Raw genomic sequence first — 20,243 nt, forward strand, 5'->3', positions numbered from 1 at the left:
GATTTTGTCGAAAAGTAATTAGTTATACGTTGTATAGGATACGTGAATATTGTTCAAAATGATTGCTGAGGTGATGATGGAATGCGAGGAAGAAATAATAAAAAGTCGCAAAAGGTAGTACATTTATTTCAAAAAAGATGGGTGTTTCCGGCACTATACATTGCTTGTGCAGCGGTAATCTTAATGGTTGCGCTATGGTTCCAAGGAGCTAATCCGAAGAAGACTCCAAACCACGATCAAGCAACACCGTATACACAATCGGAAGATCCAGCAGTACCAGTAACAAAATCTTCAGAAGTAGTGAAAATGCCAGCTGCCGCGAATGCGGAAGTAGTCGTACAGAAGAAATTCTATGAAGATGCAGCAACTGAGGCGGAACAAGAAAAAGCACTTGTCTTTTATAACAACACATATTCCCCGAATAAAGGAATTGACATTGCTGCGAAGAATGGAAAAGAATTCAATGTTGCTGCTGCTTTAAGTGGTACAGTAACGAAAGCTGAAAAAGATTCACTTCTTGGTTATGTTGTAACAGTTGATAGTGGAAATGGTGTAGCGGTATCTTATCAAAGCTTAGGCAGTGTGAAAGTAGAAAAAGGTGCAAGAGTTGCACAAGGTGAAGTATTAGGAACATCCGGTCTAAGTGCAATGAATAAAGAGGCAGGTTCTCACGTTCACTTTGAAGTACGTAAAGACAATGTGGCTGTGAACCCTGAACGTTACTTAAATAAATCAGTAACAGAAATTAAAGCTGATGCAGGTGCTGCAAAGGCTACGAATGCTTCTGGTAAAAAAGCTGATGACAAATCTCAAAAAGAAGAGAAGTCAACGAGCACGAAACCTGAAAGTAAAACAGAAGACAAGTCTCAAAAAGAAGAGAAATCAACAAGCGGTTCAACTAGTGACAAAAAAGAAGAACCGAAGAAAGAAGAAAAATCAACAAATGGTTCTACAGAATCATCTAACGATTCTTCTTCACAAGAATAATGAAGTGAAAAAATCAGTTCCCACTAGGGGAGCTGATTTTTTTATTTTTATATAAAAATACTCAATTTCGAGAAAAAAGTTGCAATAACAAGGAAAAATGACGAGATTCTCGAATATATATTACAAAAGGGAGGGGATACTGTGTCATTTTTGTTTGTTCTGTCGACTGCTATTATTTTATTGTTTGTTTTATTCACTTTATATTATTACATTGCCGGTAAGAAAGAGGTTCCCCACCATCAATTGTTAGAAGAAGAATTGGAACGAGAAGAATGACACCTTATATATAAGGTGTCATTTTTTTTCGCTATAATAGTCAGTTTTAACGTATTTCTCACAAAAAAACGTAATTTTTCTTAACTTAGTCCGCAAAAATAGTGAACATGTAGCATATATCAGTAGTGCGGGCAATACAATGGTATAAACCAAAGCAAAGAGAGTGTTTGAGGTGAGAAATCGTGAATCATTTCATTATAAATCCAAGAATGTTTAACGCTTACAAACAGCACTCACACTTACTTCTTAGTCGTATGCAGCGAGGCTCATTTCACCCTTCTCACATCCAAATTAGGGAGGCGAGTGGTGTGCACGATTACATCAAAGAGAGAACTATCAAGATTGGTAAGTATATCGTGGAGACAAGAAAGACAGTGCGTGTCATTGCAAAGGAATTTGGGGTATCAAAGAGTACAGTCCATAAAGATTTAACAGAACGTCTACCAGAAATTAATCCAGAGCTCGCAAATGAAGTGAAAGAAATTCTTGATTATCATAAGTCTATTCGTCATTTAAGAGGGGGAGAAGCAACAAAACAAAAGTATAGAAAAGAAGATGTAGAGAAGCCTGTACGTCAATAATGTTACAGTAGCAAACATTCCGTTCACATTCGGTAATATTTTTCAGAAGAATTCTTTTTGCGAATATTACGTTTCTGTTAAATTTATGATAAAATCAGAAATTAGGTGAAAAGAATTCGGGTGTAACCTGATTTTGAATATCGAGGAGGAAAAAACGGGAATGTTTGCGCGAGATATCGGAATTGACCTAGGTACGGCTAACGTATTAATTCATGTTAAAGGTAAGGGTATTGTATTAAATGAGCCATCTGTTGTGGCAATTGATCGTAATAGTGGTAAAGTATTAGCAGTAGGTGAAGAAGCGAGAAGCATGGTGGGACGTACGCCTGGTAATATTGTAGCAATTCGTCCACTTAAAGATGGTGTAATCGCAGACTTTGAAATTACAGAAGCAATGTTAAAGTATTTCATTAACAAATTGGACGTAAAGAGCTTCTTTTCAAAACCTCGTATTTTAATTTGTTGTCCAACAAATATTACATCAGTAGAACAAAAAGCAATTCGTGAAGCTGCTGAACGTTCAGGTGGTAAAACAGTATTTTTAGAAGAAGAACCAAAAGTAGCCGCAGTTGGTGCTGGTATGGAAATCTTCCAACCAAGCGGTAACATGGTTGTTGATATTGGTGGAGGTACAACAGATATCGCTGTACTATCTATGGGTGATATTGTTACCTCTTCCTCTATCAAAATGGCTGGCGATAAGTTTGATATGGAGATCTTAAACTATATTAAACGTAAGTATAAGCTATTAATCGGAGAACGTACTTCAGAAGATATTAAAATTAAAGTTGGTACAGTATTCCCAGGTGCACGTAGCGAAGAACTTGAAATTCGCGGACGTGACATGGTAACAGGCTTACCACGTACAATTACAGTATGCTCTGAAGAAATTACAGAAGCATTAAAAGAAAATGCAGCTGTTATTGTACAAGCTGCAAAAGGTGTATTAGAGCGCACACCACCAGAATTATCTGCAGATATCATCGACCGCGGTGTTATTCTAACAGGCGGTGGAGCTTTACTACACGGTATCGACATGCTTCTAGCAGAAGAACTAAAAGTACCAGTATTAATTGCTGAAAACCCAATGCACTGCGTTGCGGTTGGTACAGGTATTATGTTAGAGAATATCGACAGATTACCAAAGCGTGCTTTGAGATAATTTGAAAGAACTAAGGCTAATGCCTTAGTTCTTTTTTGTTTTTATATTTTTTTATTTTGTTTTTTTGCGAAAATGGAAGGAAAATAGAGAAATATGAAGGAAACAGGTAAAATATTCATATATATGGTTAAATTTAATATTTCCTTAATTGAAAACGTTTATAATATAATGAGTCGAATACGACATTAAGGCAAATAATGTTTCAATACATATTGCCTTTCCCTAATTTGGGCATACACTCTTTTCCACCTCCGTGTCAGTTGCAAAAATGTGCAACTATTTTAATGGAATAGAGTGTGTGCATTTTTTTTAGGAAGTTGTACTAAATATAAAATGTTACTTTGTAATGACAAACAATAAACAAAATGGGATAATAGCAATATGTCCAAGTGGTAAGACCAATATTACAAAAGGGGCGATTGTTACATGCTAAATATAGAACAAATTAAAGAAATCATTCCTCACCGCTATCCATTTTTACTTGTTGATAAAATATTAGAAGTAGATGAAGGAAAAAGAGCGGTTGGGATTAAAAATGTATCCGCAAACGAAGAATTCTTTAACGGACACTTCCCTGACTATGCAGTTATGCCTGGTGTACTTATTGTAGAAGCATTAGCGCAAGTAGGAGCAGTTGCAGTATTAAAGAAAGAAGAAAACCGCGGAAGACTTGCTTTCTTTGCAGGTATCGACAATTGCCGTTTCAAAAAACAAGTACGCCCAGGTGATCAGCTTCGTCTAGAAGTAGAAATGACACGCGTACGCGGCCCAATTGGAAAAGGAAAAGCAATCGCAACAGTAGATGGTGAAGTTGCATGTGAGGCAGAAATTACATTTGCGATTGGTGATAAAAAAGAATAGATAGTACTGAAAAATCTCCTTGTGAAAAGACAAGGGGATTTTTTAATTTCTGCTATATAACGATGAAACAATAATATACAAACTAATCAGAAAATAACTTGTAAATAGATGGAAATTACCATATACTTACTTTAGTATTTATCTAGAAAACAGGATAAGTGATAAAGGTAATAAAGAAATAAGGGCATTGTCATATTGTTAAGGTACTTAAGTAAGACAAATTAGAATGTTATTGATTATGATGAGATATGGGGAAATCAGCAAAAATATTAATTAGACGTATGAAATCGAGCATAAGAGAGAGAAAAGGGAAATGTCGCATTTCACAAAAGGAGATTATGAATATGTTCGGGAGAAAGAAAAGAAAACCATTACGACAATTAATTACACATAAAGAGCCTAAATCGCGTATTACAGAACAATACCGTAACATTCGTACAAACATTGAGTTTACATCTGTAGATAATCATGTTCGTTCTATTATTGTTACTTCGGCAGATCCAGGTGATGGGAAAACAACGACAATCTCAAACTTAGCAGTTGTTTTCGGACAACAAGGAAAGAAAGTTTTATTAATTGGAGCTGACTTGCGGAAGCCGACGATACAAAACTTATTTGCCATTCATAGTTCAAATGGATTAACGAACTTATTATCAGGACAAGCAAAACTTATGCAATGCATTCAAAAAACAGATATAGAGAACGTATACTTAATGGCAGCAGGTCCAATCCCGCCAAACCCAGCAGAACTATTAGGGAGCCGGGCAATGGACGAGGCATTGCTAGAAGCATATAACATGTTTGATATTATATTAATCGACACACCACCTGTGCTTGCGGTTACGGATGCACAAATACTAGCGAACAAATGTGATGGAATCGTACTCGTTGTACGAAGTGAAAAGACGGAAAAAGATAAAATCGTAAAAGCGAAACAAATATTAGATAAAGCATCAGGCAAAATACTTGGAGTCGTTTTGAATGATAAAAGAGAAGAAAAAGAGCAGTATGGTTATTACTAAAATAGAAACAGGCCAACAAGAAATACTTGTTGGCTTTTTTTGTATTCTTAAATTTATTTCTCAAGTTACATAGCATAAAAAGCATGATATGATAAATAATTTGGAGAATCATTGGAATGTGTTGTCATATTTAAGATTATTTTGTAAGATTATACTTGTTTCTTGTGAACAAATATAGAACTAAATTATTAAAAATAAAAAATGTAAGATTTATATGTTATAATTTTTCCTATGTGTAAATTTTAGAAAGTTGGAGGAACCTATGGAAGAAACAATTAGTTTAAAAGAGTTATTTCATATCTTAAAAAAACGTTTAGCAATGATCCTCGTAATCGCCTTTGGTGCAGCTATTGTAAGTGCTATCATTAGCTTCTTCTTTATGACACCAATCTATCAATCTTCGACGCAAATTCTTGTGAATCAGAAGAAGCAAGAGGGTGCAATGTTCCAAGCTGGTGAAATTCAAACGAATATTCAATTAACGAATACATATAAGGTTATCATTAAAAGTCCAGTAATCTTAGAACAAGTGAATGAAAAATTAAATTTAAATATGACATCTCAAGTGCTAACAGGAAAGATTAATGTTGCGAATGAAAAGGATTCACAAGTAATCTCTGTAACAGCTGAGGATAAAGATCCGAAATTAGCTCGCGATATTGCGAATGCAACTGCAGATGTATTTAAAGGTGAAGTTGCAAAAATTATGAACGTTGATAACGTAACAGTATTATCTAAAGCAGAAGTTGCAGAAAATCAATCTCCAATTAAACCGCGTCCAATGTTAAATGTGGCAATTGCTTTCGTTGTTGGTTTAATGGCTTCAGTTGGTCTTGCATTCTTACTAGAATACTTAGATAACACAGTGAAAAAAGAAGAAGATGTGGAAAACTTACTTGGCTTACCAGTATTAGGAATTGTAGCTCGTATGGATGAAGAAACAATGAACGTGAAATCACACGCTCCATCATCAAGAAAAGTGAGGGGACAAACAATTGGCTCTTAAATTATTTAAAAAGAAAAAGAATCATCGTCAACGCCGTCAATTAATTGCTCATCAACAACCGAAATCACCAATTTCAGAACAATATCGTAATATTCGAACGAATATTGAATTTGCAGCTGTTGATACGAATTTACATTCATTAATGGTCACGTCTGCAAATCCAAGTGAAGGGAAAACAACAACGACAGCGAATATGGCTGTTGTGTTTGCTCAACAAGGAAAAAAAGTATTATTAATTGATGCAGATATGCGTAAACCAGCAATGCATCAAATGTTCCAAGTAGACAATATTTTTGGACTAACGAATGTATTAACACATAGTGAACGTTTAGAGAAATGTGTGCAAACAACACTAGTTGATAATCTACACTTTTTAGCTTGTGGTCCAATCCCCCCAAACCCAGCTGAATTGTTAGGTTCAAAATCAATGAAAGAACTTCTTGGACAAGCATACAGCATGTACGACTTAGTTATTTTTGATATGCCGCCTATTTTAGCTGTAACAGATGCGCAAATTATGGCAAATGTATGTGATGCTTCTATTCTTGTTGTTCGTAGTGAATCGACAGAGAAAGAAACAGCGGTAAAAGCAAAAGGATTGTTAGAATCGGCTAAAGGTAAATTGTTGGGCGTTGTTCTAAACGACCGTGAACGTGAACAAGGCCTATACTACTACTACGGTGCAAACTAATTTTAAAGTGAGATATGGTAAAAACATATCTCCTTTTTTCCCTTGAATATGAGCGATATCTCATATTCAAGGGAAAAAAGATCTTTATAGGAGAGAGGGAGGATGAAACAAATGATAGATTTACATTGTCACATTTTACCGGGGATCGATGACGGTGCACAGACAGTAACAGATAGTTTAGCAATGGCACAACAAGCCGTTTCAGAAGGAATACATACCATTGTCGCAACGCCACACCATCAAAATGGAAAATATGTAAATGAACGTACCTCAATTATTCATCATGTAAAACAACTAAATGATGAACTACAACAACATAATATGCCACTTACCATTTTACCTGGGCAAGAGGTCAGATTATATGGCGATTTATTAGAAGACTATGAAGCTGGTAAAATCGTTACTTTAAATGAAACAAATAAATATATATTCATTGAATTCCCATCAAATCACGTACCTCGTTATGCAGAACAACTACTATATGAATTGCGCGTAAAGGGAATGATTCCAATTATCGTTCATCCGGAACGTAATGCCGAGTTAATCGAGCGGCCAGATAAGTTATATAATCTTGTAAATAAAGGTGCATTAACACAAGTGACAGCAGGTAGTTTACTTGGGAAATTTGGAAAAAAAATTAAAAAATTCTCACTACAGCTTGTAGAACATAATTTAACACATATGATCGCATCAGATGCACATAACACGACATCAAGAGGATTTCATTTAGCGGAAAGCTATGAACTAATTGAGAAAGAATTTGGAATGAGTGTTATGAGTGATTTGAAAGAAAATCCGTACTTATTAATTAGCGGGAAGGCAATTTATAAAGAAGATCCAGAACAAATTCGTCGTAAAAAATTGTTCGGTATTTTTTAAATAAAGAATTGGTGATGTCTCCTAACCGTTATCAACGGAGGCACTCGGTCGTGCTGTGGGTAGAAATTTTTATTTCGAACCTACCTTAGACGCTTGTCGTCGGGAGTATGACGTGAGGATGGGTTGGATGCCCATAATTTATTTATGTTAGAAACTCTACTTATGGAGTTGTAAAGACGACCCTATAAGTAGGGTTTTTGTTATTGTTACATGTGGATATAATAATATGTTTGGGGGTACTAGATTTGAAAAAAGTAAGAAAAGCAATTATTCCAGCTGCGGGACTGGGGACAAGGTTTTTACCGGCAACAAAGGCAATGCCGAAAGAAATGTTACCAATTGTTGATAAACCAACAATTCAATACATAGTAGAAGAAGCGATAGAATCAGGAATTGAAGATATTATTATTGTTACCGGAAAAGGTAAACGTGCGATTGAAGATCATTTTGATCATTCCTTTGAATTAGAGCAAAATCTCTTAGAAAAAGGGAAGTATGAAATGCTTGAGAAAGTACAAGCTTCATCAAAAATTAATATTCATTACATAAGACAAAAAGAACCAAAGGGTCTAGGACACGCAGTGTGGTGCGCCCGTAAATTTATTGGAAATGAGCCATTTGCAGTATTACTTGGTGATGATATTGTGCAAGCAGAAACGCCATGTTTACGTCAATTAATGGATCAATATGAAGGTACACAATCATCTGTTATCGGTGTACAAACAGTACCAGAAAATGAAACACATCGTTACGGTATTATTGATCCAGTTGAAAGGAATGATCGCCGTTATCAAGTACGCCAATTTGTTGAAAAGCCAGCTCAAGGAACTGCGCCATCAAATTTAGCAATTATGGGACGTTACGTATTAACACCAGAAATCTTTATGCTCCTTGAAGATCAACAAACAGGTGCTGGTGGGGAAATTCAGTTGACAGATGCAATTCAACGATTAAATGAAATTCAACGGGTATTTGCATATGATTTTGAAGGAAAGCGTTATGATGTTGGTGAGAAATTGGGGTTTATTAAGACGACAATTGAGGTAGCATTACAGCATAAGGAATTAAAAAAGCAATTAATAAAATATATGAATGATTTAGTACATAAAGAAATCAATGAATAAGATTATAAGGGAGAGGGAATATGAAGACTGGTGAAAATATAGCGAGAGAATATCAAGTTACATCAGATGATCAAATCGTTCAAGTCGAAAATAGACAATCCAAGTTATATTTAGGGAGTAAGTATATATTAGATGTTATATTCGCTTTACTAGGCTTGATTATATTGGCACCTGTTATGTTGATATTTAGTTTACTAATTATTTTAGAATCCCCAGGGTCGCCTTTCTATTTACAAGAAAGATTGGGTATGAATGGTAGGAAGTTTAATGTTATTAAATTACGTTCTATGAGAAATGATGCAGAAAAAAATGGTGCAAAATGGGCAGAGAAGAATGATCCACGTATTACAAAGATAGGATTATTTATTCGTAAGACGAGGATTGATGAGCTACCGCAATTATTTAATATTTTAAAAGGTGAAATGTCTCTTGTAGGACCAAGGCCGGAAAGACCTATGTTTACTGAGAAATTTGAGCGTGAAATTCCAGGTTTTAAAAAGAGACTAGAGGTAAAACCAGGACTGACAGGATGGGCGCAAGTAAATGGTGGTTATGAAATTACACCGAGAGAAAAGTTGAGGCTAGATATATATTACATTAACAACTCCAGTTTATTGTTGGATTTTAAAATTATATTAAAGACTATTAAGGTAGTATGCACAGGTGACGGAGCTAGATAATGTATCTTATAAATACAGGATGGTATTAGTATGAACTTACAATTAATTCTTAAAAATGCTTCATTTTTATTTGTAGGAAATGTGATGGTACGAATGTTAACCGCCATTTCAGCAATTGTGATAGCTAGGTATCTTGGGGCAGAACAATATGGTATTTTAAGTATTGCATTAGTATTTTCCACTTTTGCAAGTTCAATGACAGATCTAGGATTAACTCATACATTTATTAGGGAGGGTACCAAAGCTGATAAAGATATATCTAAACTTTTAAATAGCTATTTGGTAACAAGATTATTCATTTGTATATTCTCCTCTGTAATTGTATTTATTCTAGTAAATTTTATGTATAGTCAGAAAGAAATGAAACAGGTAATTTTCTTGATGGTAATCCCTACAATATTTGGTGCAGCACTACAAAATGTAGGAGCGGTATATTATCAAATTATCGAAAAAATGAAATATACTGCAATTATTCGAATCATGGCAGGCTTAATTTCTGTCATAGGTCTTCTTATTGGAGTTTATTTTGGATATAGTCTTTTAATGGTAGCCTTAACTTATGGGCTATGTAGTATTTTAGGGGGTATTATAAGTATCTCTTTTGTCATTAATAAAATTAAATTGCATAAAGGATTAGATAATTCTATTTTAAATGGGTTAAGTGCTTTTACGTTAACTGCTTTTTTAACAATACTTATGCCTTTAATGGGACCTATTGCTTTAGAAAAGGTATCTAGTTTAGAACAGGTTGGCTATTTTAACGCTGCATTACGTATCCCCTCTGTTCTATATCAAATTCCAGGTATTGTAGCAGCAGCTTTTTATCCAGTTTTGTTTAAGCTTATTGATAGAAGTGAGCTAAAAAAACATGGAGAGGTAATAGTTATCGAAATCAAGTTAATGACTTTATTGTCTGTAATTATGGTTCTACCCATAATACTATTTCCAGAAGAAATTTCAGTTTTTCTGTTAGGGGAAAACTGGATAGGAATTGCTGAAACGCTTTCTATTTTATCTATTATTGTTTTTATTCAATCAATTAACTTTCCTTTAGCGGATAGTTTAACAACTAAAGGTTTGCAAAAATATAGATCTATTGCATTATTAATTAGTTTTGGGACAGGTATTTTTGCGTACTCGTATTTTGGAAAGTTATACGGTAGTTTAGGAGCAGCAATCGCAGCTGTTTTAATAGAGATTGTACTATTACTGGGTTTAATAATTTTTAATAAGCAGGGAATATTTACCGTGTTTAGGGGTAGTTCTAAAAGTTTATTAAGTTTAATTTTTTTGTATGTCATAAATAAATTATTTCTAGGAAATATTAATATATTTATCTCATTAGTAATAAGTTATCTCATTGTTTTAATTGTTATTCTATCAGAAAAAGATTTAATAAAAAATATGATTCAAAAAAAGAAATCTATTATGTAGAGGAGGCTATAAATGTCTGTTCCTGAGATATCTATAATAATTCCCACTTATAATGTAGAAGAATATATAGAGGAAGCGTTAAGTTCAGTACTTAATCAGAGTTTTAAGCAATTAGAGGTTATAGTAATTGATGATGGATCACGGGATAAAACAGTTGAAATCATTCAATCTTTACAAGATGAGCGGATAAAGCTATATGAAAATGGTTCTAACCAAGGTCCGGCTTATTCGAGAAACTTTGGGATTTCTAAAGCAAAAGGTACTTGGATAGCTTTTTTAGATGGAGATGACTGGTGGGATCAAGAAAGAATAAAAGAGTTGCTTAATTTTGCTAGAATTAAAGAAGCTGACATGATATTTGATGATATTTTCCTAATATATGATGGGCATGTAAGTCCGTATGCAACACAATGTCAAAATTACAAAGAAAAGCTTGAATCTAGCCTTAATATTACCCCAGAGTTATTAGTAGAGTTAGATTTAGGAATGCAACCGATAATAAAAAGAAATCTATTGGAGAAAAAAAATATAAGATTTAATGATCAATTGATATTTGGGGAAGATTATGTTTTTTATCTTGAGGTACTATGCGAGTCTAATAAATGTTATTTTTATAATAAACCGTTATACTTTTATAGGCAGAGGGGAGATTCTCTTACAAGACAAAAGACAAAGAGAATCCAACAGTTAATACAAGCAAATAGGGAACTGTTAAAACATGAAAAATTTCAAGGGAATAAAAAATTAATTAATCAATTGCAAGGTAGGATGGTAAGACTCTCAAATCTAAATTTATATTATAGCTTCATTGAAAAAATAAAAGAAAAAGATATTAAGGGTATAGTGAAAAATATATATTTAAATCCTAAGGTAATTTTAATATTAATAAGCCGTTTACCAAAGGTCTTAAAATACAGACTAGGGAAATTTATTAAAAGTAGAGGTTAAAATATGAAAGACAAAAGTTTTGTACTTCAAAAGATGGATAGTAAGAATTCTTATGTTTATAACTCTATTTTCATAATGTTAATTTCACTATTCATTTTATATGTGCCGGTAGTAAATAGCATGCAACCATTAATAAAAGCACCATATAGTTATTATGCTAATTTTTTAATTATTTTTGTGCTGTGGTTATTTAATTTTTTAAATAGTAAAAATGCTAATTTTACTAAAGAATATTTGCAATCAATGGGCTGTTTATATGTCTTAGGTCTTTACTGTGCTATTTCAAGTTTTTGGAGTGAAATACAATTTGAAACTTTATGGAGAACATTTATAATTTTTGGTCCTATTTTCGCAATGGCATACATTGTTAATGTAGATCGAATGATTGAAAAAACATTGATTGCTAGTTATAAAATTCAAATGTTAGTAGGTTTATTTTTAGCTATCTTAATGATATTTATTAAAATTTTTGGATTAATGATGTGGTTTAATGACGAATATTCACTAAATTATATTACCTTAGGTCCTATAAGAATAGAACAGGCAGTTTATTATTCAGGAGCGACACTGAGATTTTCATCTATTACAGGAAATCCTAACATATTATCATACATACTATTAATATCATTAGCGACCACTCTGATTTTGTTTTTAAGACAGTCAATAAAAACTTTCTATTTTATAATATCATTTTTAATTCAATGTTATGCCTTGTTTTTAACATATTCAAGAACAGGGATATTGGCATTTGGAATCTTCTTATTTCTGTTCTTTTGGTTAAATAATAGTAGGGGAATGAACCGTTTAAGAAAAAACATTTGGAAATTCATGAGAATATCTTTGATTCTAAGTGTTTTTGCAGGAGGAATAATAGCCCTTTTATTACAGGGAAGTAACCAGCGATTAAGCTTAGATTTGGCAGGAAGAGGAAAAGCATGGGATTTATTAGCCGATGTTATTTCAAACCATTTCTTTTTGGGGATAGGGTTCAATTCTAGTCAAGAGTTTTTAAGAGAAATGAATGTTGGAGTAAATCATGCACATAGTCTATATTTAGGTATTACAGCTGAGATAGGGGTTATCGGTTTAGGATTATTTCTATTTTTTGTCTGTTGTACATTAGGGATTTTAATTCAACAGTTTCAAAAATACAAGAACAACTTAGAGTATAAAAATCAGTGGCTCATGTATTCTGGAAATATTGCAATAATAGTAGCTATTTTATTCCATCAGGGTACAGAATTCTCTTTATTAAGAAATAATTATCTAAACTTTTTATGGTTTTTCTTTATATTTACTACAATAAAGTTAGGTAGTGATTTAATTAAAAGAGAGAACGGAGGAGATCCTGTTGCAAAAAACTTTAGTAATAGGGGTTAAAGTAGAGAACATAGAAAAAGAAATGTCTGGTCCACAAAAGGTGTTCAATAGTATTGTTAATGATATAGATAATGAGGATATAATTGTTTTAGGAAGGGATATAAGAGCATGTATAAAAGGGATATTTTCTAGAGATGTAAGTAATTTGCATATATTTGGTTTTACACGATCAAATGCATTGTTAGTTATAATAGGGAAAATATTAAGAAAGAATATTCTTTATACCGCAAATGGCTTAGTATCGCGGGAAAATTTGCACTTCTCTAATCTGAGAATTTCTTGTAAAATGGCGGAATTTATTACTTTGAAGCTTGCAGATGGTATTATATGCGTGTCAGAAGGGTTAAAGGAAATGATTATAAGTGATTATAAAATACCAAAAAAGAAATTGAAAGTTATTCCAAATGGCGTTTCCGAAAAATTTCTGACTATAAAGCCAGACAAAAATATTTTTAACGAACTTATTCCTTTAGAAAAAAGAAAAAAGATTATATTTACTGCTTGCGGAACTTTTAAGTACAAAGGAATTGAACAATTAGTTAAAGTTGTGAATGATATAAAAAGGGATGATTTTATCTTAGTAATCGCTGGGCCAAAGGGAAATGTTCATGACAAGGTAATGAATATGATGGATCCTAAAAAGGTTATATATATAGGTAATTTAAATCAAAGTGAATTGATAAGTGCTTATTATTATTCAAATCTTTATATCCAAAATAGCTTATATGAAACTTTTGGCTTAGCACCATTAGAGGCATTAGCTGTTGGTACACCAGTTATAGTAAGTAAAGATGTTCAGATGAATTATTTGCTTAAAAATACAAGATTAGAACACTTTATTATAAATAATGACGAGGAGCTGTCTGAAAGGATTAATTTAATATTAGATAATCCTAATATTAAAGAGGATTTAAGTATCAGTGCTAAGAAAATAGCTCAAAATAATACTTGGCAGGATATACGTCAGCAATATAAAGAATTATGGAGCGTTATTAATTAAGTGATAAAAGTATGGTGAGAAAATTGGGAAATGAATATTTAGTTAATGTTATAGTACCCACGTTAGGAAATAGAATTGAGTATATTAAACGCTTATTTAATAGTTTAGAAGAGCAAACTATTAATAATATTAAAGTTATTATTGTGTCTCAAGAAAATCATGATAGAATTAGCAGTTTATTAATGAAATACAATTTTAATTACCATCATGTTATATTAAGCAAAAAAGGGTTATCTCATGCAAGAAATAAAGGTTTAGAATATGTGGATAATGGTATTGTTACGTTCTCTGATGATGACTGCTGGTATCCTAAAAACGCATTTGAAACGGTTGTTGAAGGATTTAAATATAGGAATATCGACGCGCTAAGTTTTCAGATATTTGACCCCGAAATTCAACAATATTATAAAGAATATCCACAAGCTCCTATAGAAAAATTAGGTATTCGCGGGGTTTTAAAAATTTCATCAATAGAGTTCTTTATTAATTTAAATAAAATTGATATTGGAGATTTGAAGTTTGATGAGAGATTTGGTCTTGGGGCAAAATATCCATCTGGTGAAGAAAATATCTTGCTCGCAGATTTATTGAAACAGAAATATAGTATAGCTTATGTTAATCAAATTATTGTTTTTCATAAAAAGAAAACATCAGAAAATAAACTAATTGATTCTAATACTTTTACAGGAAAAGGACCATTATTTAAAAGGATGAGAGGAACTATTCCAGCTATATGTATGCTAACAATTTTCTTTGTAAAAAAATTTCATTTAACTGAAAAACCAATTCGCTCATTCATCAAAAGTTTTAAAGAGCTGTTAAAATTTTGATGAAAATATCAAAGAAAATCTGAAGGAGTAGTATTGAAATGGAAATAAATCTAAGTGAGATTGAAATAGGGAATCAATCACTTGTGTCAATTATTATCCCATCATATAATGCAAGTTCTTTTATTAAAGAAACAATCCAATCTGTCCAATCTCAAACTTATACAAATTGGGAAATGATTATTATAGATGATGTTTCAAAAGATAATACTTGTGAATTGATAAAAGAAGAGATTAAGAAAGATAATCGTATACGATTAATTGAATTGCAGAAAAATTGTGGAGCAGCAATTGCGAGAAACACGGGCATTAATAATGCAAGAGGGAAGTATGTAGCTTTTTTAGATAGCGATGATCTATGGCTACCCGAAAAATTAGAAAAACAATTGACTTTTATGCAGAATAATGATGTAGCTTTTTCGTTTACGGGTTATCAAATTATGAATCAAGATGGTACCCTTACTGATAAAATTGTACATGTGCCAGAAAAAATTAATTATAATGGATTATTAAAAAATACAATAATTGGTTGTTTAACGGTGATGTTGGATATTGAGAAGCTAGGGAAAGTACAAATGCCTAACATTAGGACCCGCCAAGATACTGCAACATGGTTAAAAATATTAAGACAAGGTCATTATGCCTATGGCTTAGATGAGGTTTTATCGAAGTATAGAAAAGTTGAAAACTCTATTTCTAGTAAAAAGTTCAAAATGGCTAAAATGAATTGGAAATTATATAGGGAAATTGAAGGGTTAAGTATCCTAAAATCTGCATGGTGCTTTATAAATTATGCCCTAAATGGAGTTGTAAAACATTTTGTTAAATAAGTTTTAAAAGCCTTTTTCTTTAAGGGGCTTTTTTTATTGTTAATAAATAAGGAGGATAAAAAATGAATATTGCTATTTTCGGAACAGGTTATGTAGGGCTAGTAACAGGGGTTTGTTTATCGGATATTGGACATCGTGTAACTTGTATTGATATTAATGAGAATAAAGTTGCGAAAATGAAAGAAGGTATTTCACCAATATATGAACCTGGTTTAGATGAGTTGATGAGTAAAAATATTAATGATAATAGATTGTTATTTACAACCGATTGTCGCCAAGGGATTGAAGAAGCAGATGTTATTTATATAGCAGTAGGTACGCCACAACAAACAGATGGTTCGGCTAATTTACAATATATTGAGCAAGTTGCTTTAGATATTGCTAATAATCTAAAAAAAGATTCGATTGTAGTAATTAAAAGTACGGTCCCAGTTGGTACAAATGATCATGTTAAAAATTTAATTCAGCAAAATTTGAAAGCAGATGTGAAAATCAACATGGTATCGAATCCGGAATTTTTAAGAGAGGGTTCTGCAATTCATGATAGTTTCTATGGAGATCGTATAGTTATTGGGGCTGATGATGCTAAAACTGCTGATGTTATGGAAGAAGTGAATAAACCTTTTAATGTTCCTGTTTTTAAAACAACAATTAGAAGTTCAGAAATGATTAAATATGCAGCAAATGCTTTCTTAGCTACAAAAATTAGCTTTATTAATGAAATTGCTAATATTTGCGAAAAGTTAGGTGCGGATGTAGAGCATGTAGCTAATGGTATGGGATTAGATAAAAGGATTGGTACACAATTTTTAAAAGCAGGTATCGGATATGGGGGCTCTTGTTTCCCAAAAGATACACATGCTTTAATACAAATTGCTGGTAATGTCGAGCATGATTTTGATCTGTTAAAATCAGTTATTACAGTAAATAATAATCAGCAGGCATCGCTCGTTGAAAAAATAAAAAATGTATTAGGTGATATGGAAGGAAAACAAGTGGCTATGCTTGGTTTAGCTTTTAAACCAAATACTGATGATATGAGAGAAGCGGCATCTATTGTTATTGCAAATGATTTAGTAAAAATGGGTGCGAAGGTCGTAGCTTATGATCCAATTGCTACTGAAAATGCAAAGAAAGTATTACCTAATGAGGTTCAATATGTGCCCTCTGTTGCAGGAGCAGTTAAAAATGCCGATGTAACACTTATTGTAACTGAATGGGATGATATAAAAGAATTCCCTATTGAACAGTATATCAAATTAATGAAACAACCTATTATTTTTGATGGTCGTAATTGCCATGGTTTAGAATATGTGAAAAAGTTTAATGTAGACTATTATTCCGTAGGAAGACCAGCTGTAGTTCGTGAAAAAGTTTCTTTATAATTAGTGGGTAATTTATAGGATGAAAATCTGTAAGACTAATTTTTATAAATAAAGAAATTTTTTATTAACCTAGCTATTTTAAATTCTAGCTAGATTAATGTTTACATGCTTATTATAAGGATATGTAGTAATGGGGAGGTTTGTTAATTATGGCAGTACTTGTAACAGGTGGAGCAGGATATATTGGTAGTCATACATGTGTAGAATTACTAAATAGCGGTTACGAAGTTATAGTAGTGGATAATCTTTCGAATAGCTCGGTAGAATCTATAAATCGAGTAAAAGAAATAACAGGAAAACAATTTAAGTTTTATAAAGAAGATGTTTTAAATCGCGAAGCGCTTGACGCAATTTTTGAAGAAAATTCAATTGAAGCAGTTATTCACTTTGCAGGATTTAAAGCTGTAGGGGAGTCAGTAGCGATTCCATTAACATATTATCATAACAACATTACAAGCACGTTAGTGCTATGTGAAGTAATGCAGAAACATAATGTAAAGAAGATAATCTTTAGTTCATCTGCAACTGTATATGGTATCCCGGAAACGTCACCGATTACGGAGGAGTTTCCATTAAGTGCAACAAATCCATATGGTCAAACGAAATTAATGATTGAGCAAATTATGCGTGATGTAGCATTTGCAGATGCAGAATGGAGTATCGCATTACTTCGCTATTTCAATCCATTTGGTGCACACGAAAGTGGGCGTATCGGAGAAGATCCAAATGGAATCCCAAATAACTTAATGCCATATGTAACGCAAGTAGCAGTAGGTAAGTTAAAAGAATTAAGCGTATTCGGAAATGACTATCCAACGAAAGATGGAACAGGAGTCCGTGATTACATCCATGTTGTGGACTTAGCAAATGGTCACGTAAAGGCGCTTGAGAAAGTACTGAGTACAACAGGAGTAGATGCTTATAACCTGGGCACAGGTATGGGCTATAGTGTACTAGAGATGGTTGAAGCATTTGAAAAAGTTTCGGGTAAGAAAGTTCCTTATAAAATTACAGAGCGTCGCCCAGGTGATGTGGCAGTATGTTTTGCTGATGCATCGAAAGCAAAGCGTGAATTAGGCTGGGAGGCAACACGCGGATTAGAAGAAATGTGTGCAGATTCTTGGAGGTGGCAGTCTGAAAATAAGACTGGATATCAAAAAGTTAGTAACTAGAGAATTGGTTATAGGTTGCTAAAACTTTCATTGAGTTATCAATATAGTTTGGCTTAAAAATTGAATTACATGTATAATGTATTTTATATTTTGTAGTTATAATAATTTGATAGCGGTACCTGAAGAAAGAAGGTTAAAAGCATGAAAAAGAAAATCCTATTTTGGATATTAGGAATTATAGGAGTACTAATTATAGGTGGAGGAGCTTACGCTTATAATATATATTCTTCTGTTTCAAAAACATTAGATGAAGTTCATAAACCATTAAAACGCGATCAAGGTAATAAACCAGAAGAAAAAATCAATAAATCTGAACCTGTTTCAATTTTACTATTAGGTGCAGATGAGCGTGGTGGAGATAAAGGACGTTCAGATTCTTTAATGGTCATTACATTAAACCCTAAAAATAATTCAATGAAAACAGTAAGTATTCCTCGTGATACGTATACTGAAATCGTTGGAAAGGGTAAAAGTGATAAAATCAACCATGCGTACGCATTTGGTGGCGTAGACATGTCTGTAGCGACAGTAGAAAAATTCTTAAATGTTCCTATCAATTACTATATTGAAGTAAACATGGAAGGATTTAAAGATATTGTAGATGCAGTAGGCGGTGTCGATGTTAATAATGATTTAGAATTCTCCCTAGAAGGGAAACACTTCCAGAAAGGGAATATTCACTTAACAGGTGACCAAGCTCTAGCATATACACGTATGCGCAAAGAAGACCCACGAGGCGACTTCGGTCGTCAAATGCGTCAACGTCAAGTGATGCAAGCTGTTATTAAGAAAGGTGCAACCTTCTCTTCTTTAACAAGCTATGGCGATGTGTTAACAGCAATTCAAAAGAACGTGAAAACAAACTTAACGCAAGATCAAATGTTTGATATGCAAAAGAACTATAAAGATTGCTTGAAGAACAGTGAAGAAATTCAAATCCCAGGTGACGGCCACAAAGCCGCTGATGGTATTTGGTACTACTATGTTCCGGATGCAGCAAAACAAGATTTAACGAATAAGTTAAGAGCACATCTTGAAGTGACTAAATAATATGTAATAACCCAACTCCTTTGGAAGGAGTTGGGTTTATTTTTGCATGGATTTATATTAGTATTATATATTGTGAGATTAATAGATGAGGTGAATCGATGAATAAGAAAGCGGTACTTGTCCTTGTTATTTTTGTATTGTTTGTTGCTTCGATTGTGAGCGGTAAATTGTACTGGAATAAGAAGATTGCGAATGCAACGGGACAAACGAGTGAAGTAACGAAAACAAAGGCTGAAGTGAAAGATAGCGGAGCGAAGAAAGAAGAGAAAAAGGAAGAGAAAAAACAAGATGCGAAGTCATCTTTTAACGAAGCATACGCGAAGAACTTGCCAGATGCAGTGAAAGAGAAGTTAAAGAAAGCTGCTGAGGATAAAAAGGCAGTAAATCTTGTTATCGTTGGTGATGAAGGTTCTTCATCTGAAAAAGGTGCTTGGGCAGCTAAGTTAACAGCTAATTTAGAAACGGCTTACGGTAAGGGTTTATGGAATGTGACTGTAAAGGAATATAAGGGTGAAAGCACAGAAGAGTTAATCGCGAATAAGCGTGATAAAGAGATCGCGAAAGACAATCCAGATGTGATTTTATTTGAACCACCATTTATTACCGATAACGGTAAAACTGGTAATGGGAACTCTGTTGTGAATACACAGAAGTTTGTTCAAGCACTTTCTACTAGTGCAAAAGGCGCTACGATTATGATTCAACCATCGAATCCAGTGTATGGTGCGAAAAATTATCCGAAATCGATTGAAGCATTAAAACAATTTGCAACGCAAAATAATTATACATATATTGATCATTGGGGAGCATGGCCGGATGCATCGACAAAGGCTATCCTACCATACTTAAAAGAAGAATTTGGTTTCCCAACTGCTAAAGGTCATGAAGTTTGGGCACAATATGTAACGGATTATTTTGTAGCTAAATAATAAAAGGGGAGAGGGTATC

The 20,243-nt window shown here is 33.1% G+C and carries 21 protein-coding genes; all 21 read left to right on the top strand.

From position 1 onward, the window contains the following. Positions 1–81 precede the first annotated feature (81 nt). Positions 82–987 carry a stage II sporulation protein SpoIIQ gene (spoIIQ, locus tag QCI79_RS14515; RefSeq protein WP_001214926.1) on the top strand — a complete coding sequence of 302 codons (906 nt, stop codon included), beginning with the start codon at positions 82–84 and terminating at the stop codon, positions 985–987. Positions 988–1,128: 141 nt separating this feature from the next. Continuing rightward, positions 1,129–1,263, top strand: coding sequence for a hypothetical protein (locus tag QCI79_RS14520; RefSeq protein ID WP_000008903.1), 135 nt, complete (start codon positions 1,129–1,131; stop codon positions 1,261–1,263). A 308-nt stretch (positions 1,264–1,571) separates the two neighbouring features. Then, entirely contained in the window at positions 1,572–1,844 is a 273-nt protein-coding gene (gene spoIIID, locus QCI79_RS14525) for a sporulation transcriptional regulator SpoIIID (RefSeq protein ID WP_000544012.1), read from the top strand. Positions 1,845–2,004: 160 nt separating this feature from the next. Continuing rightward, complete coding sequence (mreB, locus tag QCI79_RS14530) at positions 2,005–3,006, top strand: rod shape-determining protein (protein WP_000457978.1); 1,002 nt, start codon at positions 2,005–2,007, stop codon at positions 3,004–3,006. 426 nt (positions 3,007–3,432) lie between these two features. Beyond that, positions 3,433–3,867: a 3-hydroxyacyl-ACP dehydratase FabZ gene (gene fabZ, locus QCI79_RS14535; RefSeq protein ID WP_000931959.1), complete on the top strand. Its 435-nt coding sequence runs from the start codon at positions 3,433–3,435 to the stop codon at positions 3,865–3,867. A 344-nt stretch (positions 3,868–4,211) separates the two neighbouring features. Then, entirely contained in the window at positions 4,212–4,889 is a 678-nt protein-coding gene (locus QCI79_RS14540) for a CpsD/CapB family tyrosine-protein kinase (protein WP_000467955.1), read from the top strand. Between the two features lie 262 nt (positions 4,890–5,151). Continuing rightward, a complete protein-coding gene (locus QCI79_RS14545) occupies positions 5,152–5,895 on the top strand; it encodes a YveK family protein (RefSeq protein WP_000393138.1) in 744 nt (247 codons plus the stop codon). Then, entirely contained in the window at positions 5,885–6,586 is a 702-nt protein-coding gene (locus tag QCI79_RS14550) for a CpsD/CapB family tyrosine-protein kinase (RefSeq protein ID WP_001185475.1), read from the top strand. The genes QCI79_RS14545 and QCI79_RS14550 overlap by 11 nt, the downstream gene beginning before the upstream one ends. A 111-nt stretch (positions 6,587–6,697) precedes the next feature. Continuing rightward, positions 6,698–7,465, top strand: coding sequence for a tyrosine-protein phosphatase (locus tag QCI79_RS14555; protein ID WP_002133780.1), 768 nt, complete (start codon positions 6,698–6,700; stop codon positions 7,463–7,465). Positions 7,466–7,710: 245 nt separating this feature from the next. Next, positions 7,711–8,589, top strand: a complete 879-nt coding sequence (gene galU / locus QCI79_RS14560; RefSeq protein ID WP_000757798.1) for a UTP--glucose-1-phosphate uridylyltransferase GalU — start codon at positions 7,711–7,713, stop codon at positions 8,587–8,589. Positions 8,590–8,609: 20 nt separating this feature from the next. Beyond that, positions 8,610–9,269, top strand: a complete 660-nt coding sequence (locus QCI79_RS14565; RefSeq protein ID WP_000847751.1) for a sugar transferase — start codon at positions 8,610–8,612, stop codon at positions 9,267–9,269. A gap of 30 nt (positions 9,270–9,299) precedes the next feature. Next, on the top strand, positions 9,300–10,703 hold the full coding sequence (locus tag QCI79_RS14570) for an oligosaccharide flippase family protein (protein WP_021728724.1): 1,404 nt from the start codon (positions 9,300–9,302) through the stop codon (positions 10,701–10,703). Between the two features lie 12 nt (positions 10,704–10,715). Beyond that, entirely contained in the window at positions 10,716–11,651 is a 936-nt protein-coding gene (locus tag QCI79_RS14575) for a glycosyltransferase family 2 protein (RefSeq protein WP_000115839.1), read from the top strand. A gap of 3 nt (positions 11,652–11,654) precedes the next feature. Then, the gene (locus QCI79_RS14580; RefSeq protein ID WP_000653502.1) at positions 11,655–13,031 is read left to right on the top strand and encodes an O-antigen ligase family protein; all 1,377 of its coding nucleotides are present in this window, start codon (positions 11,655–11,657) and stop codon (positions 13,029–13,031) included. Continuing rightward, positions 13,003–14,031 carry a glycosyltransferase family 4 protein gene (locus tag QCI79_RS14585; RefSeq protein ID WP_001173037.1) on the top strand — a complete coding sequence of 343 codons (1,029 nt, stop codon included), beginning with the start codon at positions 13,003–13,005 and terminating at the stop codon, positions 14,029–14,031. The genes QCI79_RS14580 and QCI79_RS14585 overlap by 29 nt, the downstream gene beginning before the upstream one ends. An 11-nt stretch (positions 14,032–14,042) precedes the next feature. Beyond that, positions 14,043–14,861, top strand: coding sequence for a glycosyltransferase family A protein (locus tag QCI79_RS14590; protein ID WP_000251820.1), 819 nt, complete (start codon positions 14,043–14,045; stop codon positions 14,859–14,861). Positions 14,862–14,899: 38 nt separating this feature from the next. Further along, positions 14,900–15,688, top strand: a complete 789-nt coding sequence (locus QCI79_RS14595) for a glycosyltransferase family 2 protein (RefSeq protein ID WP_000405132.1) — start codon at positions 14,900–14,902, stop codon at positions 15,686–15,688. 62 nt (positions 15,689–15,750) lie between these two features. Beyond that, on the top strand, positions 15,751–17,073 hold the full coding sequence (locus tag QCI79_RS14600) for a UDP-glucose dehydrogenase family protein (protein WP_001017343.1): 1,323 nt from the start codon (positions 15,751–15,753) through the stop codon (positions 17,071–17,073). A 149-nt stretch (positions 17,074–17,222) separates the two neighbouring features. Continuing rightward, positions 17,223–18,245 (top strand): UDP-glucose 4-epimerase GalE, encoded by a 1,023-nt coding sequence (gene galE / locus QCI79_RS14605; RefSeq protein ID WP_000279912.1) that lies wholly within the window; start codon positions 17,223–17,225, stop codon positions 18,243–18,245. Positions 18,246–18,386: 141 nt separating this feature from the next. Continuing rightward, positions 18,387–19,295 (top strand): polyisoprenyl-teichoic acid--peptidoglycan teichoic acid transferase TagU, encoded by a 909-nt coding sequence (gene tagU, locus QCI79_RS14610; RefSeq protein WP_000727051.1) that lies wholly within the window; start codon positions 18,387–18,389, stop codon positions 19,293–19,295. Between the two features lie 98 nt (positions 19,296–19,393). Then, positions 19,394–20,224, top strand: a complete 831-nt coding sequence (locus QCI79_RS14615; protein ID WP_001034164.1) for an SGNH/GDSL hydrolase family protein — start codon at positions 19,394–19,396, stop codon at positions 20,222–20,224. Positions 20,225–20,243: the final 19 nt, after the last annotated feature.

The sequence above is a fragment of the Bacillus cereus group sp. MG1 genome, assembly GCF_040460035.1.
Lineage (GTDB): Bacteria > Bacillota > Bacilli > Bacillales > Bacillaceae_G > Bacillus_A > Bacillus_A cereus.

Coding starts and splice junctions, on each gene's coding strand:
- spoIIQ (WP_001214926.1), top strand. CDS start 82: ATGCGAGGAAGAAATAATAAAAAGTCGCAAAAGGTAGTACATTTATTT.
- mreB (WP_000457978.1), top strand. CDS start 2,005: ATGTTTGCGCGAGATATCGGAATTGACCTAGGTACGGCTAACGTATTA.
- fabZ (WP_000931959.1), top strand. CDS start 3,433: ATGCTAAATATAGAACAAATTAAAGAAATCATTCCTCACCGCTATCCA.
- QCI79_RS14540 (WP_000467955.1), top strand. CDS start 4,212: ATGTTCGGGAGAAAGAAAAGAAAACCATTACGACAATTAATTACACAT.
- QCI79_RS14545 (WP_000393138.1), top strand. CDS start 5,152: ATGGAAGAAACAATTAGTTTAAAAGAGTTATTTCATATCTTAAAAAAA.
- QCI79_RS14555 (WP_002133780.1), top strand. CDS start 6,698: ATGATAGATTTACATTGTCACATTTTACCGGGGATCGATGACGGTGCA.
- QCI79_RS14565 (WP_000847751.1), top strand. CDS start 8,610: ATGAAGACTGGTGAAAATATAGCGAGAGAATATCAAGTTACATCAGAT.
- QCI79_RS14570 (WP_021728724.1), top strand. CDS start 9,300: ATGAACTTACAATTAATTCTTAAAAATGCTTCATTTTTATTTGTAGGA.
- QCI79_RS14575 (WP_000115839.1), top strand. CDS start 10,716: ATGTCTGTTCCTGAGATATCTATAATAATTCCCACTTATAATGTAGAA.
- QCI79_RS14580 (WP_000653502.1), top strand. CDS start 11,655: ATGAAAGACAAAAGTTTTGTACTTCAAAAGATGGATAGTAAGAATTCT.
- QCI79_RS14590 (WP_000251820.1), top strand. CDS start 14,043: ATGGTGAGAAAATTGGGAAATGAATATTTAGTTAATGTTATAGTACCC.
- QCI79_RS14595 (WP_000405132.1), top strand. CDS start 14,900: ATGGAAATAAATCTAAGTGAGATTGAAATAGGGAATCAATCACTTGTG.
- QCI79_RS14600 (WP_001017343.1), top strand. CDS start 15,751: ATGAATATTGCTATTTTCGGAACAGGTTATGTAGGGCTAGTAACAGGG.
- galE (WP_000279912.1), top strand. CDS start 17,223: ATGGCAGTACTTGTAACAGGTGGAGCAGGATATATTGGTAGTCATACA.
- tagU (WP_000727051.1), top strand. CDS start 18,387: ATGAAAAAGAAAATCCTATTTTGGATATTAGGAATTATAGGAGTACTA.
- QCI79_RS14615 (WP_001034164.1), top strand. CDS start 19,394: ATGAATAAGAAAGCGGTACTTGTCCTTGTTATTTTTGTATTGTTTGTT.